The sequence below is a fragment of the Paenibacillus zanthoxyli JH29 genome (assembly GCF_000520715.1).
Classification (GTDB): Bacteria; Bacillota; Bacilli; order Paenibacillales; family Paenibacillaceae; genus Paenibacillus_AQ; species Paenibacillus_AQ zanthoxyli.
Map to the genome: position 1 here is coordinate 1 of NZ_ASSD01000068.1, position 16533 is coordinate 16533.

15 protein-coding genes and 2 pseudogenes are annotated in these 16533 nt (G+C 48.0%); 13 read left to right on the forward strand and 4 right to left on the reverse strand.

Features of this window, described 5'->3' with window-relative positions; translation table 11 throughout:
* The 3 genes from L691_RS0102660 to L691_RS0102670 form a co-directional block, all read right to left on the reverse strand.
* Window positions 1-215 (reverse strand): threonine/serine exporter family protein (locus tag L691_RS0102660; protein ID WP_198022963.1); only part of this gene is annotated, 215 nt, incomplete at its 3' end.
* Between the two features lie 150 nt (window positions 216-365).
* Window positions 366-1634 carry a DNA polymerase IV gene (locus tag L691_RS0102665; protein ID WP_025688612.1) on the reverse strand — a complete coding sequence of 423 codons (1269 nt, stop codon included), beginning with the start codon at window positions 1632-1634 and terminating at the stop codon, window positions 366-368.
* Complete coding sequence (locus L691_RS0102670) at window positions 1631-2002, reverse strand: hypothetical protein (RefSeq protein ID WP_025688614.1); 372 nt, start codon at window positions 2000-2002, stop codon at window positions 1631-1633. Before L691_RS0102670 ends, L691_RS0102665 begins: the two co-directional genes overlap by 4 nt.
* A 183-nt stretch (window positions 2003-2185) precedes the next feature.
* Here L691_RS0102670 and L691_RS0102675 point away from each other — a divergent pair, with 183 nt between their 5' ends.
* The 8 genes from L691_RS0102675 (at window position 2186) to L691_RS0102710 (ending at window position 10515) form a co-directional block, all read left to right on the forward strand.
* A complete protein-coding gene (locus L691_RS0102675) occupies window positions 2186-5278 on the forward strand; it encodes an efflux RND transporter permease subunit (RefSeq protein ID WP_025688615.1) in 3093 nt (1030 codons plus the stop codon).
* 25 nt (window positions 5279-5303) lie between these two features.
* Entirely contained in the window at window positions 5304-6599 is a 1296-nt protein-coding gene (locus L691_RS0102680; protein WP_025688616.1) for a bifunctional DedA family/phosphatase PAP2 family protein, read from the forward strand.
* Window positions 6600-6717: 118 nt separating this feature from the next.
* A complete protein-coding gene (locus L691_RS0102685; protein ID WP_025688617.1) occupies window positions 6718-7251 on the forward strand; it encodes an RNA polymerase sigma factor in 534 nt (177 codons plus the stop codon).
* Entirely contained in the window at window positions 7248-7733 is a 486-nt protein-coding gene (locus L691_RS30455) for an anti-sigma factor family protein (protein ID WP_025688618.1), read from the forward strand. Before L691_RS0102685 ends, L691_RS30455 begins: the two co-directional genes overlap by 4 nt.
* A 14-nt stretch (window positions 7734-7747) precedes the next feature.
* Window positions 7748-8572: a hypothetical protein gene (locus L691_RS0102695; protein WP_156934138.1), complete on the forward strand. Its 825-nt coding sequence runs from the start codon at window positions 7748-7750 to the stop codon at window positions 8570-8572.
* Between the two features lie 15 nt (window positions 8573-8587).
* On the forward strand, window positions 8588-9049 hold the full coding sequence (locus L691_RS0102700; RefSeq protein WP_051459280.1) for a GNAT family N-acetyltransferase: 462 nt from the start codon (window positions 8588-8590) through the stop codon (window positions 9047-9049).
* A 46-nt stretch (window positions 9050-9095) separates the two neighbouring features.
* Entirely contained in the window at window positions 9096-9617 is a 522-nt protein-coding gene (locus L691_RS0102705; protein ID WP_025688622.1) for a hypothetical protein, read from the forward strand.
* 268 nt (window positions 9618-9885) lie between these two features.
* Window positions 9886-10515 carry a C40 family peptidase gene (locus L691_RS0102710; protein WP_025688623.1) on the forward strand — a complete coding sequence of 210 codons (630 nt, stop codon included), beginning with the start codon at window positions 9886-9888 and terminating at the stop codon, window positions 10513-10515.
* A gap of 42 nt (window positions 10516-10557) precedes the next feature.
* Here L691_RS0102710 and L691_RS0102715 read toward each other — a convergent pair whose 3' ends face one another.
* Entirely contained in the window at window positions 10558-10974 is a 417-nt protein-coding gene (locus tag L691_RS0102715; protein ID WP_025688624.1) for a MarR family winged helix-turn-helix transcriptional regulator, read from the reverse strand.
* A gap of 192 nt (window positions 10975-11166) precedes the next feature.
* On the opposite strand from L691_RS0102715, the gene L691_RS0102720 reads away from it, so the two are divergent.
* The 5 genes and pseudogenes from L691_RS0102720 to L691_RS31745 form a co-directional block, all read left to right on the forward strand.
* Window positions 11167-12645, forward strand: coding sequence for an MDR family MFS transporter (locus L691_RS0102720; protein WP_025688626.1), 1479 nt, complete (start codon window positions 11167-11169; stop codon window positions 12643-12645).
* A 562-nt stretch (window positions 12646-13207) separates the two neighbouring features.
* Window positions 13208-13315 (forward strand): annotated as a pseudogene (locus L691_RS31740) (putative holin-like toxin); the annotation flags it as partial.
* Window positions 13316-14322: 1007 nt separating this feature from the next.
* Window positions 14323-14892, forward strand: a complete 570-nt coding sequence (locus L691_RS0102735) for a hypothetical protein (protein WP_025688627.1) — start codon at window positions 14323-14325, stop codon at window positions 14890-14892.
* 871 nt (window positions 14893-15763) lie between these two features.
* Window positions 15764-15865 (forward strand): annotated as a pseudogene (locus L691_RS27635) (holin); the annotation flags it as partial.
* 256 nt (window positions 15866-16121) lie between these two features.
* Window positions 16122-16533: hypothetical protein (locus tag L691_RS31745; RefSeq protein WP_156934140.1), on the forward strand; the 412-nt coding region annotated here is incomplete at its 3' end.

Genomic DNA, 16533 nt, shown 5'->3' on the forward strand with positions numbered 1-16533 from the left:
CTGAGGCAGCGCGAAATGTCGTTGACCTCCGCAACCTTTTGCAGATCGGTCGTACGCTCCTCGATGCGGAACAGCTTGGGCTGTTCCGTCCGGCTGGTCGTAAACATGATGACGGTCGGCGTTACGTAGCTGTGCGCCCCCGGGAATCCGAGAGCAGCGGCCATGCGCGTCATCGTATCCTCCACGCGGTAAGTCTCCGCGCCGTTTTGGAGCATGATTTTTCCGGCCAGCAGGCATAAATCTATAATTTCATAGGTCGTCCCCGATTCGGCATTGTTCAAACCTTCGTAATCCTCCCCTTGAGTGTTATATATTTGATTGTGCCTGCATCGGGCCAAAAGATCAAGCGCCAAAATATGAATCCGTTATTTATAGTGCCCGCCGATTTTTTGCGACCTGTCCTTTGCTTGCCCTGCATCGGTAAGGGATGAGGCTCTTATAATCGCGTCGCTGCCGTATCGACTTTTTATGCTGTCCGTAGCTTCATCCAAGGCCCTGTGCTTTACCTGATCCTCGAAGAGAGTGAGCTGATAAGTCTGGTCATCCACGAGATGGCTTAAGGTCACACCGACACGGCGGACGGGCATTTGATCCCAGTATTTATAAAACAGCATTCTTACGGTTTTAATTACGGTATTCGTGTGGTTCGTAGGGTCCTGCATCTTCATTTGGCGCGAAAATCCGGTCGGTGATTCATAGGGGCTGCACATACAACTGACGCTTACGACAGAGCCCATATATCCTTTGCGGCGGCAGTCACGGCATACCTCCTCAGTGAGCTCGAGCAACACCGTATCGACTTCCCGCGACTCGGCATAATCTCTGGGTAGAGTCATCATATGCCCGACTGATTTGGGCGGTGTAACAAAGGTTCCGGGTTTAACCGGACTATTATCCAGACCGTTCGCCGTCCGCCACATCACCTCCGCATGAATATCCGATTGCTTGCCGAAGCGGGCGCGAAATTTATCTTTTAGAAGCGATAGGGGCGTTCTGGCGATATCTCCGATTGTATCCATTCCAAGACGGGTAAAATGTGCGGTCATACGCGAACCGACGCCGAACATTTTATGGACCGGCTGCGGCCACAGAAGGGTTTCGATTTCGGACTCAGGCAAAGTAAAGATGCCACTTTCATTCTTCTTCGCCCAAATATCCGTTGCGATTTTAGCAAGGATTTTATTGGAGCTTATGCCGATCCTGACCCGTACTCCGGTCTGACTTAGAACCTTTTGCTGAATGGATTTGGCAATCGTTATAGGATCACCGAAGATAGGCAGGCTTGCCGTAATGTCCAAAAACTGCTCGTCAATACTAAATATTTCAACAAGGTCCGTAAACTCCTCATAAATCTTCGTAATCATCAGGGAGATATCAATATAATGCTGCATCCGGGGACGGATGACGACGAGATCGGGACATTTATGTAAAGCCTCTCCGAGACGCTCTGCGGTAGTGACTCCATATTCTTTTGCAATCGGACAGGCCGCTAAAATGATGCCGGATCTGCGGGCAGGATCGCCTGCTACAGCAACGGGCTTATCCTTACATTCCGGGTGATCGGCTTTTTCAACACTTGCATAGAAGCTTTGGCAATCCGCCAGAAATATAATCCGTTCATGTTTCTCGCTCAACCTAACCGCCTCCGCATATTCATCAGCATGGTCATCAGCTCTGCCTTAACCAAACTCCGCAGCATCGTGAAGTGGTGGATATACCCGCGAACTTTATACTCGACATGGATGCCCTGTGCATTCATTTCGGTGTTCAAAATCCGGATATCCCGTGTCCTCATCTTTCTCTTGGCATTCTGCAGCTCGGGATAAACCGCATGTTCAATTTCTTTCAGATACATAAGGACATGATTATAAATGATTTTATCTCTGTACTTCTTCAGCTCATTCATATCTCTTGCCAGCATATCCAGCAAAATCGGCAGCAACGTGTACTCCTTGATGACTTGAAAGTCCTCTTCTGTTTCAATTCTTGAATTCATATCCATAATTACACCACCATAAGGAGAACACATATTCGTATTTTCTATTATATACCGAACGCCAGTTCGTTATGCAAGCGGGATTTTTTGGATGGAAGAGTACTCAGCGAAAAAATAAATCTCAGGCAATGAACAAACAGGCGGTGTACGAAGTCTTTCCCTATATAGAACTTGAGAGGGGACTTCGAAATGAAGCGAATGATTGAAGCGGTAATGCAGCGGGCGACGATTATTCTAGTGTGTGTCGTACTGCTATTAGCGTGGGGAGCGGTTTCGGCCTTCCAAATGCAGAGAGACTACCTTCCCGGCATCAATAACACCACTTTAATGGTGTCCCTGCGCGCATCGTCCTACCAAGCGGATCAAATGAAAAGAGACATCACAACGCCTTTGGAAGACGCGATCCGTAAGACCGGCGGGTTAACCAGCCTTGAGACGACCTCGTACGATGGCGGGCTGCTGATGAATCTCTATTACCCGATGGATTACGATATGGAAAAAGCGGAGAACCTAGTTAAACAAGCGTTAAACGATGCGGCATTGCCGGATGGGGTTAACAAGCCTGTAGTAACAAGATTAACATCGAGCACGTTTCCCATTCTGAGTTACAGTCTGACTGCAAAAAATAACCAGGTGGATGATCTGACCCTGCAATCTACCCTGCAAACAGACATCGTCAAGCAGCTAAAATCCGTCCCTGGTGTGGCGGATGTCCAAACCGTTGGCGGAGCCAACAGGGGATACGTCGTTGTTCTTCGTATGAAGGATCTGGCGGCTAACGGCCTGACGGTGGACGATTTTAATAAATCCATTACGGCGGATGTGCCCAGCCTGCAGGGGAATATTGCGAATGTTAAAGCCCCTTTTCCCGTCAGAGTGGAGGGCTGGGACCTTGCCGGGCAGCAGCTGAACAATCTGGTCATCAAGAACAAAGACGGTCATAGCGTGCCTTTATCGGCCGTTGCGTCGGTATCTCAATCACTGACCGATGTGAAGACGGTCTCCAGAACCAATGGCCGGGCAAGCGTTATAATTAACGTCATCAAGACACCTGCGGCAAACATTACGGATGTCGCGCAGCATGTAAAGGAACGCGTCTCCGGCATTGCTGCGCTTCGCAGCGGCGACCTGTCTATGACTCTGCTGACCGACCGTGCGCATGATCTGAACAGTTCTCTGAAGGGGCTTGTTCGCGAGGGTTTACTGGGCTGTGTGTTCTCCATGCTCTGCGTTCTGTTCTTTTTCAGAAATGTGCGTTCAACACTCTTGATCGCCGTGACGCTTCCCATTTCCCTGCTGGCAACAACAGCTATTCTGAAATCAATAGGCGTCACATTAAACATATTGACCGTTTCCGGATTAATCGTGGCTATGGGCCGAATTGTGGATGACGCGATCGTCATCTTGGACAACATGTATCGGCGGGTTCAGGAAAATAAAGGAAATCCGGTCTTGAATGTGCTGGCTTCTGCGGTCGTAGAGATGCTGCCGGCCATTTTCGCTTCCACCGCGACGACAGTCGCCGTCTATGTTCCGATTGCCCTAGTTGGCGGCATTATTGGCGCGTCGTATGCGGGCTTTGCCTGGTCGGTTGTCATCGCGCTTCTGGTATCGTTCTTCGTCGCTATGCTGGTGATTCCGGCATTTGCATTTATGGGCTGGAGAGAGCCTAAGGCTGAAGCGGTGACGCTCGAACCTTTAATGAAGCCCCTTCTTCAGTCGGCGCTGAAGCATAAAAAGACGGTGGCTAGTATCTCGCTGATTCTATTTGCTGCCGCCGCGCTGTTCGCATCGCAGCTTCCATTTAGTCTTCTGCCCAGTACGGCGGGCGGCCAGGTTGCTGTAAAAGTGGAGCTTCCGAAGGGAACGCCGCTGTCTGAAGTGGACAAGGAAGTAAGGAAAGTGGAAGCTGTTCTGCATAGCAACATCAAAATTGCTGCATATTCAGCGACCTTCGGGTCTTCGTTTACGCCGCAGGCAGATGATGTATTCGACCAGGGCGGAGGGTTCATTCAGCAGCCGAACGTAGCCAACCTGTCCATCCAATTGAAAAATCTAAAAGAAGTGAATGCGTTCATACCGGCTTTGCAGTCTGATTTAGACAAAGTTTCAAACCGCGCTGCCATTACGGTAACCAATCAAAACATCGCAGGCGATGATTCAACGATCAAAATCATGCTAACCGGCGCGAATCAACCAACATTGGAGAACGCCGCCCAGCTTGTACGCACGAAACTGGCTGATATTGAAGGTCTAAGCGTGGCAGGGAAGACAGATCTGACGAACGGAATTCCTAAGTATGCTATAACCATTGACAAGGAGAAGGTCGCCAAGGCTGGAATCAAGCCGGACGATATCAATAAGCTGTTAGCCCGTTACATGGCAAAAGGAAAAGACTTTGACATTTCAACGTCCACAGGGTCCGGTACGATTCCCGTCGATGTATATATCGATTCTGTCAGGGCAGGTGCGGTAAACGATAAGCCGCTGCCTGTTTATTCGCCGGAACAAGTACTGGCCTCGCTTGCGGCCGAGACCATCACCGGCAGGGGTGGCCAGTCCTATCGTCTGGATCAATTGGCATCCATTCATAAAAGTGCTGCCGTGTCTTCCATTCAAGAGCGTGACGGTCAGCCCTTCTCCGTCGTGGCTGCGCAAATCACCTCCAGTGATCTAAGCAAGGTGTCAAGCGCCGTAGATCAGACTTTAAAAGACATACAGCTTCCAGCCGGAGTGACGTATTCGCTGGGCGGTATTACTGAGCAGGTTACGCAGATGATTGTTGAGATATCGATTGCGGTCGTTGTATCCATATTGCTCGTCCTGCTCATTACAAGCTTCGTATTCAAAGGATGGAAAGCGCCATTTGCGGTATTGATCAGCATTCCCCTTGCCTTATCCGGTGTTGTGCTCGCGTTATACGCGATCCATGGCCAGTGGAATCTCGCCGCATTCATCGGGGTGTTGATGCTTACAGGCATCGTGGTTACCAATGGGATCGTCTTGATTGATAAGATCGAACGCAATCGCAAAGAGGGATTAAGCCTTCGGGGAGCCGTGGTGCAGGGCAGTCTCTCGCGGGTTCGGCCCATTTTTATGACTGCAGGCACGACGGTGCTTACGCTGATTCCGCTTGCGTTATCCCATAGCGCCGATACCGTCATTTCACAAGTGCTTGGGATCGTGGTGATTGGCGGCATGATCACCTCCACATTGAACAGCTTTGTGATGATTCCAATTATTTACGAATGGATGCAGGGGAAAGCGGTGCGAAACGGTTAAAATTAAAGGAAGAGGAGGGTTCTCGTTGAACACTTTGACAACATGGCTTGAACATTACGGATACGGACTGATTCTATTGGCCTTATTCTTTGAAATGCTCGCCTTACCCCTTCCTGGCGAGATGCTGATGAGTTATACAGGCTTATTTGTTTATGAAGGAAAATTGAATGGGCTGCTCAGTATTCTATCAGCGAGCGCCGGCGCCACAGCCGGCGTTACGCTCTCCTACTGGATCGGTTACCGGCTGGGCAAACCGTTCGTCGTCAAATATGGGCATCGTATTCATCTGGGCGAGGAGAAGCTGAACCGCATATCCTTATGGTTTGAGAAATATGGCGATAAGCTGTTGTTCATCGCTTTTTTCATACCCGGTGTCAGGCATATAACAGGATACTTCTGCGGGGTAACCCGCATGCCCTTCCGCCGCTATGCCGTCTACGCATATTCCGGCGCGATTTTTTGGATCAGCTTATTCATTTCACTCGGCAGAGTGCTGGGGCCGAAATGGGAAGCCTATCATCGAACAGTGAACCGCTATATGATCATCTTTGGGGTTGCCTCGGCTTTGTTGTCCCTGCTGGTCTATCTCTACCGGAAGCACAAACGGCGTATTCTTGCATCGCTTATGACCCTGTTGAACCAAGGAGTACGCCATTTCAACTCATTGGGCAAAGTCAGATTTCTGGTGCTGTCTTCGTTTATGGCATTAGTCGTATTCGTCTCTCTGATGCTGGGGCTGATTCAGGATTTTTTGGCGCAGGAGTTCAGTCAATTCGACGAGGTTGCCTCGTACGTCGTTCACACCGTATTTGGATCCGAATGGCAGGATGCAATGAATGGCTTTGCCAAGCTGGGCTCCTTATATTTTTACGGGCCTCTTATCGTGTTAACCGCTCTTTGGGTCGTTCTCAAGGGCCGTGACCGGCTGCTGGAGCTTTCCTTTTTGCTCTGGGTTGTGCTTGGAGGGGAACTGCTTGATGCAGGGCTGCGCATGCTGTTTCATCGTCCTGGGCCTGTTGCAGCCGGGGTTCAAGTGTTTAATACTTTTCCTAGTGAAGAAACGCTTACTTCTTTAACCGTATGCGGCTTCTCCGCATTTTTACTGCTTCGGCATTATAGTGAGAGCTTGATCCGAATTTCGGTAACTTTAACTGTTATTCTATTGTGCCTGCTTGTCGGGATCAGCCGCGTTTATTTTAACGTGCAATTTCCAAGCGATGTCGCGGCAGGATATGTATTCGGCGGGGTGTGGATCAGCTTAAACATCATTCTGCTTGAGGTCTTAAGACTGCTGCGGAAGAACGAAGCCATTACTGCCTGATTTGAGGCTATTACTGGTGCGATATGGGGTATTGGCATCTTGTTATATAATGTGATGTGGTGACACAACAGGCATGATGGTGTGAAAGCTTCCGTTCTGGTAGGAGTTGAGGGCGCGAGTGGTAGACGAGGAACTAAATCATATCATTCATCGGGCTAGGCGTGGTGATAAAGAAGCATTCGCGCAGCTAGTAAACCGTTATAAAGGCCATGTATATCGATATGCTGCCGGTATGCTGGGCGACCGGATGGACGCGGAAGACGTCTCTCAGGAGGCGTTCATTAAAGTGTATTATTCATTATCCGGCCTGGACAATGAGTATGCGTTCTCGTCGTGGATCATTCGAATTGTCTCTAACCTGTGCAAGGATCGATTGAAAAAACGCGCCAAAGAACAGCGGCTCCGTGATGAGCCCGATGAAGCGATAGCGGATCGACATTTGCCCGACCCTCTGGAGAAGCTGTCTATTGAGGAAGCTATGGCAAGGCTTACTGTCGATCATCGGGAAATCCTGCTGCTGCATGAAGTGCAGGGGTACCGTTATGAAGAAATAGCCGATATCCTTGAAGTCCCTCTTGGGACGGTGAAATCCCGGCTGTTTGCCGCCCGAATGGCGCTGCGCAAGGAATTAGGAAAGGAGGACCGAGGATGATCGAACATCCGGAGGATCAATTGTCGGCTTATCTCGATGACGAGTTGAATGCTGAAGAAAGGCAGCGTGTGGAAGACCATATTGAGGAATGCGAGTCCTGTCAGGCGCTTCTGGAAGACCTATTAGTCATGCAAAGCGAGCTTGCGCAGACATTCCGCCAGATTCAGGAGCCGGCTCATTTAGAGGTCCGGGTTCTTCAGTCCATTTCAGAAGAAAAAATACCGACAGCTGCTGAAAAGGGCTGGGCATTTGGTTTTCTTATGATGGTGTTGACATTTGGCATCTTTTGGTTCCTGAGCGGATCAGTATTAGTAAAGCTGATTCATGGATTATTGAAACTCACGGCAGCTATGGTCTATGCGGCGTCGCATTTCATCCTCAGTGTACCCGTGTTAACCGGGCTGACGGTTGTACTCTCATCAGTTATCCTTGCGGTATCCGCATACTCGCTCAGGAGACTGCTGCAAACGACAGCCAATTGAAAGGGATGAACGTATTGAATAAGATTTTTTACACATTAAGCTGTTTCATCCTCCTGATGTTCCTCATCCCTGGCCTGGCATCGGCGCAGAGTATCTTCGAGCATCAAAATACAACCGTACCCGCAGGGCAGACCGTCGACGACGTATATGTTGTCGGGGGCGATGCTGATGTGTTGGGCCAAGTGAACGGTGTGGTTGTCGTTGTTAATGGCAGTCTTCGTCTTGGCAGCACCGCCAATGTAAAAGGCGTTGTCGTTGTAGTTGGGGGACGGGTACACCAGGACCCGAAAGCTGTATTGGGTGACGATGTATATACTATTTCACTTGATAACGCAACGCAAAATAGCCTGCTGATTGGCGGCGGACTTGTGCTGGGGTTGTGGGTGCTGCAGCTCGCCGGCAGTCTGCTGATGATTCTTGTGCCAGTACTCATTAGAATTATCGGAAAAACGAAAATAGCCGCCTTCACTGACCGGTACCAGCGTGAATCCATCGGACGATTGCTTTACATTGGTTTCCTAAGCGGCTTGATGATCACGGCGCTGAGCGCGCTGCTGCTCGTCACGGTTGTCGGCATTCCGATCTTAATCCTTATTCTGTTAGCTGTGCTCGTCATCGTTGCTGCGGGCATCACGGTGATGAGTTCTCGCATTGGGGAATGGTTTCGTGGACCGGCACAAAGTTCCGATTGGGTGAAAGTGCTTATCGGCGCGTCGATCATAACCGCGTTCGCGAATATCCCTTTGGTAGGCTGGATTGTTATGTGCCTTGTCGTCTTGGTGTCTATGGGGATTGGAACACAATGGATAGCCCAGAAGATGAAGAGGAATTCAATTTGACGGGAGGTATGCTTGATGCTGATAAAACATATAGATGCGCGGGCTAGGAAGGAAGCTGCCAACCTTGCCGGTCCGCTGATGGTATCCCGGGGGAAAGTCTACCAACTGGAGGAACTGCCCGGCTGCTGCGTGGAAGATACGGAAGGGAACCTGTTGGGGGCAATCTTCTACACTGTGCTGAACGGGGAGTGCGAGATCGTCTCGCTGGAGAGCAGAGCGGAGAACCAGGGCGCCGGCACCCGGCTTATCGAGGCGGTGATTACACGCGCCCGGGCGGAAGGATGCGCCAGAGTTTGGCTCATTACGTCCAATGACAATACGAAGGCCATCCGCTTTTATCAGAAAAGAGGGTTCGATTTCAAGGCCGTTCACCGGGGCGCCATAACCGAGGCGCGCAAGCTGAAGCCGTCGATTCCCCTGATCGGATATGACGGCATTCCGGTGCGCCATGAACTTGAACTGGAGTATTTATTGTAAGTCGTGATTTAGAAATATGTGGTACGATATGGAAAGGAGGGATGTTATGGCATTAGCGGTAATGAACAAGCGTGAATTCGATTCGCTGGAGGATGAAAGACTGGGCAGGGCGTGCATGGAGCCGACCTTCAGTCAAATCCGAGCCAAGGATATGGCGGTGAAGGCCAGGGTTATCTCCGGTCTTTCCGAGGGACAGCGGGCGCTGTGCATGTTCAGAGTCTTTTACGACCACGCGAAGCATTCGGATATGGAGTATTATGGCTGGATCACCCATCTGCTGCAGAATCCGGACATGTGGTCCGGGGTAATGAATGGATTAGGCTTTTTTGGCGATATGGAGATGTCCCATCTCCTGGAAGAAACGAAAGAGGTTCTGGAGACCCGAAACCGCAGGCTAGGCTTGGAGTGGAAGGACGCCGTAATTACGGACCTTGATCATGATAAGGAATTGAATGCCGAGGTGGAGCGGTTATACCGGCGGTTTCAGCTGGTTTCAACGGCAAGTTTGAAGACGATCGCCGCCCATATCCGGGCTAATGCCGATGAATTTGTGAGGTTTGAGGAGTAACCTGAATATACCAGACTAACGTTTGAGCGTCCGCTGTGCGGGCGCTTTTTTCGTCCCCATTTCTCTCATCTTGACTCCTTCATTGATCTCCCTTGACCGTTAGCCGTCCATTCCCAGCCGATAGCCGAATAATGTGCCACGACCAAAGTCCAGAACGAAACTAAACTCCGGACAGTTACGGCTAATTTCGTCATTTGCTATCCTGTTTTTAGAAGATATTGTTTCATTAAGCAGCTTGGTAAAATTTTTTGGCAGTGGGGTGAACACAATGATCTACAATACAGGAGACAATGATTCCGAGAGCAGCATTTATGTGTTGTTGACCGATACGGGCACATGGTTCACAACATTGATCAAAAGCTTCACGGCCGCTCCCTATAACCATGCATCCCTGGCGCTCGACGCGGAGCTGAATGATGTGTTCAGCTTTGGCCGCAAATGCCCAAGGAAGCCCTGGGCTGGAGGGTTTGTTGAGGAAGATATATATGAGGGAACCTTTCGTCAATTTCCCGGCACTCACTGCGTACTGCTCCGTTTGCGGATTTCGAAGCAGCAGCGTGACGCTGCCATTCGGACCGTCCGGTCTTTTCAGAAGGAGAAGCATGTCTATCGCTACAATCTGATCGGATTATTAGGCGTGCTGATGAACCTGGACATTAAGACGAAAAATGCTTACTTTTGCTCCCAGTTTGTATCCGAAGCGCTGCGCAAAAGCGGACTTTCCCTATGGGACCGGCCATCCACACTTGTGACGCCTAACGATTTTCTTCACCATCCTGCATTCGACATCGTTTACGAGGGCCTTCTGTACGATTACCCGCTTCTCAACCGGGACAGGCTAAATTACATACGAAATGTAGAAGAAGCGACAAGCGAATTGGAGGAGCAGGCGGTTTGACGGATGCAGTGCAGCTAATGCAAAAGGCGGCAGAAATCGGCGCTATTCATCAAGTGTACGGTTAAGTCTCGCCAGCATGTCCCCGAAAGTCCGGCATTCCTGGGGCGACCAGTCTTTAAATATTTGCCCATATCGGTCCAATCTGATTTTTCTCGCCTCGGCAAGCTTCCGTGAGCCTGACTCGGTGATCTGAAAATAGCTCGACCGTCCGTCCTGAGGATCAGGTATTCGCTCTATGTATCCTTTATGTTCAAGGACGCTTGTCTGTCTGCTGATCGTGGAGGTGTCCAGGCCGAGTCCTTCCGCCAGAACCTTAACCCCAATGTTGCCGTCGTTGGCCAAATGATGCAACAAGGTATAGCTAGAACGATCCAGCCCGCCATGCTTCTTGTCCAGGGAGGCGCGGCGAATCAATGTCATCATCTCATTGCTGATGAAATCCAAGTTTTTATCTTTCATAGCTCTTCCGTCCTTTAATTTATACTCTTCTCCATATTATAAGTGAAAATACCCAGCCACAAGTGAAAATACATAACCCAAAATGAAAGTACGTGAAAAAAGAAATATTGATTTTCAGCATAATAGTTGTATAATACACCTATATTAAATTAATTGTATCATACACCTATATTTTTTAGAGGAGAGAAAGCATTGAATAATTACACCGTCAGGAATTCTTCCTTCTGGCTCATTATTTTAGCGATTTTTTTTGGCAATTTCATATCCATCCTGAGTTCTACAACGATTAATGTAGCTTTTCCGGTGTTTATGAAGGACTTTCATGCGGAGGTTGGCTCCGTTCAATGGATGATTACCGGCTATCTGCTGGCAACCGGGGTTGTCGCTCCGGTCGTCGGCTATTTTGGCGATAAGTGGAGCTATAAGTACCTGTATCTGTTTGCTTTATCTGGCTTTACCCTCTTTTCCGGGCTATCTACGATCGCTTGGAGCATTCATTCTTTGATCGCCTTTCGCATCCTGCAGGGGATGTTCGGCGGCCTAATCATTCCCACGACGATGACGATGATCTATCAGTTCATTGAAAAGGAACGGCAGGCCTTCGCCATGAGCCTATGGAGTCTTTCCGCCATGCTTGCCCCGGCATTCGGGCCTACACTTGGCGGCTGGCTGACCGGGTATTTCGGCTGGCAGTCCCTGTTTATTATCAACCTGCCCATCGGAATCATTGCGATTACTGTAGCGCTTAAATGTCTGCCCTATCACCGCCAGTCCGGCAAGCTCAAAACCTTTGATTTGCCCGGCTTCGTAACCGTTATTCTAAGCAGCGCGTCCATAATCCTGGCTTTCAGTGAAGGGAATTCCTGGGGCTGGACTTCGTGGCAGACGTTATCCTTACTGGTGGTCGGGGCGTCCATGTTGACCTATTTCATCCGCAAAGAGCTCTCTCTGAAGGAGCCGCTGCTTAATCTGAAGGTATTCCGGCAAAAGCGCTTTACGTACAGCTTAATCATCAACTGCACGATTACCATCTCATTATATTCCGGAACGTTCTTGATTCCGATTTTTCTGCAGGATATTCAGCAGTCTACTCCGCTATTAACCGCCCTTGTGCTGCTTCCGGGCTCGCTGGTGATGGCGTTTCTTTCACCGGTGGTTGGTAAGCTGTATACCAAGGTGGGTCCGTTCTGGCTTATTCTTAGCGGTATTCTGCTGCTGGTCGTATCGACTTGGGAGCTTAGTCATCTTACGCTGGCTGCTACCCATGTCTATGTGGCCTCATGGATGACGCTGCGTTATGCGGGGATTTCCTTTGCTTTTATGCCGGTTACCAATGCGGGGATGTCCACCATCTCCAAGGAATATACCGGCCATGCTTCATCCGTAACGAACTGGGTGCGCCAAGCCACCGGAGCGCTGGCCATTGCGATCTTCAGCTCCATGCTGGCTGCGAGATCCGCGACCCATCTGAAAGCGCTGGCTGGGGGAGGGGCGCAAGGCTCTTCTCTGCTAAAAGCTCAGGGCATGGCGATGGGCGTGCAGGATGTGTTCCTGGCCGCTACATTGATTGGCGTTGTTGCGATTCCGTTGACCTTTCTGCTGAAGTCGAGAAAGGGCGTGGCTGCCGCCGTTCCTAAGAGCTCAGTGGTGAAGCGGGAAGCGAACGGTTGAGATTATGGTGGATTAAGACGAAGCATTTCGATACTAAAATTAAAGAAAACTAGCGGGAGGCTCTTTTGAGATTTACCACAATAAATACATGGTTTTTCGGTACACAAGTGATGGAAGATTGGGGGATATGCGCGACAGTACGGCTTATTATCAGACCACCGGAATCGGGAGAGAGCTCCGAATAATGCTTCTAAAAAATGGTTTGGTCCCACAGGCGAAAAACTTGAGCATGGAACCAAACATCCGGTACCGCTGATAACATCCATGTTAAAGAATTGAACTCATGATTTTCAGCCCTGTACAGTCATTGGGTGCTTATCACTGCTTCTATTATAGTTTCAAGAAATTGCGTAAAATAAGGGTTCTTGATTGCTCGTCTGTTCTGTTACCGCGCTTTGCAATCCATTCACATCAGTTCTGCATTACCGGGATAGGGAAGGCGAACGTAAAATATGGAGCGGTGTTCGCCTATTCAGAATATCAATCGACATGATATAATTGCTGAAGCAATAGAAGGCTTGCAAAGGCGGTCGGCGCATCTTCCGGAAGGGAGGTGATGCCTGTGGAGGTTAAGGACGCTTTGACGCTCATGATCGGCTTCGGTGCGCTACTTATCGCGCTGCTGACGTTGGTTGTGGCCATCGTCGTAGCGATTAGCCAAAACAAAAAAATAGGCCGCCCTTGGCTGGGGAACCGACCTATTTCACGGTTGAAACCTGCTTAAAGCCGCCGCCCTTAAAAGCGGATATTGCGCCGGAGAGTCGTGTTAGCCGCACGGCTCTCTTTGCATTGTGCGTCTTTTCTAGCCCTACTATACCACATTTTGATTTATAAAAGTAAAAATAATTATATGTGCAAAAATGTTTGCGATTTTATACCTGCTGAGGGGGTGGCACAACCTGTGGAATGCTGATGCATCTGCTCTTACTTAAGAAAGAAATCAGGTCACTAAAGCCGCTCGCTGGAAAAGTGGCTTGTTAGCGTATAATTATTTTTCTAGCCAACAAATCCCTCAATAGAGCAAATCCATGCGAAATTCCGTCCTCAATTCGTTCCCAATCCGCTATTTTCAACCTTTTTCAAAAAAACTGGCGATAAGCAGTCAAAAGAAAAACCCTTATAAATCAAGGGCTTTTTAAAGGATAATTGTATAGGACGGATGGGGATCGAACCCATGGCCTCTACCCTGTCAAGATTTGGATCATTGTTTCCCCATTAATCCTCTCATATCCCGTATACTTCTGCAATGCGATTTTGAAGTATTTATACCCCTTATACAAACGTCTTATTTTTACGCTAGTTTCCTAATATTTTATTTATTTCTTTTGCGTCACCAATTTTGGTACCAACTCTTTGTTCCTGCCTTCCAGCCATTTGCCCATTCTAATAAGCCAATCGCATCTCAAATGCCGGAAGCAGGACCTAATTTATCGAGACGGGGTTGCTTGTGATGATAGTCTACCAAAGAAATAGGAATAAATGATGCGAGTTTTTTAGGTTCCAGTGAAATTTTGTAGTGTTGGAATGAGTGAATATTTTCGGAGATATGCCTTTTTATTAAATTTAAGACAGTACCACAGGTAAGTAATCTCTTAAAACATAGTATAAAGTAAGGTTGGCGCCGCCTTTATAAAAAAGCATCTCATTTTGTACTAATTATTTTAGGAGGACAGGCTAATGCCGCATAAACTATCTTCAACAAATTTGATTAACCAAGCTGATTCTTCAATAAAATACCCGAATACTGCAATCTCTGCTTTTACTGACACGAGTTTCTACGCAAATTGCGGAAAGACAGCCGCAAGCGGAACCATCAAGCAATACGGATGTACGATTTGTTCATTAGCCATGTTTATTCTGTACAAAGGTGGCTTGTTCAATAGCAATGACAATACCTACAATGCCGTTGTGCAAGCAACTGTAGGGGGTACAAACAACGCTGCTGATTTTACTGGGAATAGCTTTACAGCAACAATAGGAAGCCAGAATATCAATGTAAATCTTGCAACAACGTCTGACGTATCTGAAGAAGTTGGGAATGGCAATATTTGCCTAGTAAGACTATATCAAAATGGCAACTCGCATTATGTATTAGTAGACGGCTGGAATTCCTCGGCGTCAGATTTTTACAGATATCTTGTTTGTGATCCTGACGGCGGTACTCAGAAAACACTAGCTGATACAATGATCAAAAGAGGGTTCTCGCTTAATGCTTCAGTCATAACTCAAAAATATAAAATTAGTTAAACATGTTAGTCGAGGACATTGAATTCATGTCCTCGGCTTTCTCTTAATTAGTTGGACCGAAGGAAATATAAACATTTGAGATCAGAATAACATAAGTATCGAGATAATGCGGAACAAAGCAATATTAAATGTTGCTCTGTTCCGCTTTTCTTATTAGTGAACCTTAATTTTGCCCCTTTGGTTTTCTCAAAAGTAATGGAGATATTGCCGATGCAACGGTTTTGGCCGGACAAGAAGGGGATGTTGCGTCTAAGGGGAACTATGTCTTTAACTCCGAACCGGTAAGGTTGCACGGGCAGCTGAGTTGAGGGTATGGGACAGTACCAGTTGCCGATGAGCTACACGTTCCGAGTACCGGATAAGGTCGAGATTGTGTCGCGGGTTCGGGCAGTAAATATGAGGCAGGAACCTAAACGGGGCTACATGTGGATATCGTTCGCAATTCACATTTTCTTTGGCATCTGGGATATAGTTACAGCAACAGAAAGGGAAGCGGTCCATAGCCGCTTCCCTTTCTGCGTGTGCGCCCGGCATGGGCGATAACTTGGCGGTGAAAGTCCGCTACAGGCTTGGCAGTAGGAACTGTTAGCCAAAGGCAAGGGTGTCTGCCGCGAGGCAGAATCTGAAGGAAGATTCAGACGATTATTTCCCCGTTATTCCTTTTTTATCCCATATACTACTGTAATGCGGTTTTGACGTATTTATACCCCTTTAGAAACGTCTTATTTTTACGCTATATATTCGGCATTTAATATTTAGAATTGCAGGCATAAACGTTCTACCGTGGCAGCAGGCGTTTCATTCATGCCGTCGATGTGGCAGCTGCGACGTAGATCTATAGGACCGAGGCATAGATTAAGGGGTACTGCAGGAGCTGGTGCTGCTGCTGTGGTCCGGGGCACTGGCAGGGCTGTCGGCGACCGGGTTATTCGAGCTTGCTCTAAACAAGCGTCCGGGAAGCACAAAGGAGTAATAAAAATCACTTCCTAACTTATCACCAATATGCTAAGATATCCACATAATTCGAAAGCCTCGGTGAAGGAGCCTCTGCCAAAGCAGGGGCTTTTTTCCGCTTGAATAAAGAACAAACATTCGTATATCGCGATTTTTGTAGTTAACCTGAAACGAATCTTGAAGCTGGAATCTCGACAGTTAGCAAAGAAGTAGTTAATCTGGATAAAAACGGAAATGTAATTCAGCAAGGAAATAATAGTTCCGATATTTCCATTATGTCAACAGCTCCAACAAATTATACTTTAACAATCTGGCATGATAAAAACGATAGAACACTCACTACGAATTATATTTTTGTAACTTTAAATAGTCCTTCTGGTGGGTTTGAACAGTATCCAGCTTCTTATGACGTTTTAAGTATAAATTGGGATAAAGATATCTTTACTTATGTGTCAAATAATTCGAGTAATGCATGGTTAAGTGATGCAACAAAAAGTATGGATGGAACTGTAATATTTGGTTTTGAGGACAATGACGCATATGATCCCTTCACTGTATCAGCTTGGGCTACTTTGTCTACTAAAAGTGGAAAAAGAGGGGTTTTAACTTCTGCAAATACTTTGTTTACTCATACTTATGACTCAACCCAGTCTAGTACCTTGACCGCATCAAATTTGAGGATAAAGA